At 66.4% G+C, this 274-nt stretch carries 1 protein-coding gene; it reads right to left on the reverse strand.

Going from position 1 to position 274, the window contains the following annotated elements; translation table 11 throughout:
• Nucleotides 1-274: metal ABC transporter permease (locus ACZ3HH_RS29940; RefSeq protein ID WP_465810192.1), on the reverse strand; the 274-nt coding region annotated here is incomplete at both ends.

Below are 274 nucleotides of genomic sequence, written 5' to 3' on the forward strand. Positions count from 1 at the left end.
GCCGCCGCTGCGTCCGCCGCCCACGGCCATATACGAGGGATCAAAACTCTCCAGCAGCAGCCCGCGATAGAGCGCGGCGATGCCCAGCACGCTGGCGCTGGCCACACCGGCAATGAGTACCAGGCCCTCGCTGTCCACGCCCAGCACGTTGCCGAAGAGGATGTGCAGCAGATCGAGCTGGGTGCCGTGGCGAGAAATCAGGATCACGCCCAGTGCCAGGGCCACCACGTAGATGGCGGCCAGGCTGGCGTCTTCCTTCAGTTCGGTATGGCGG

The organism is Pseudomonas sp. PME37.24/025 (genome assembly GCF_055556615.1).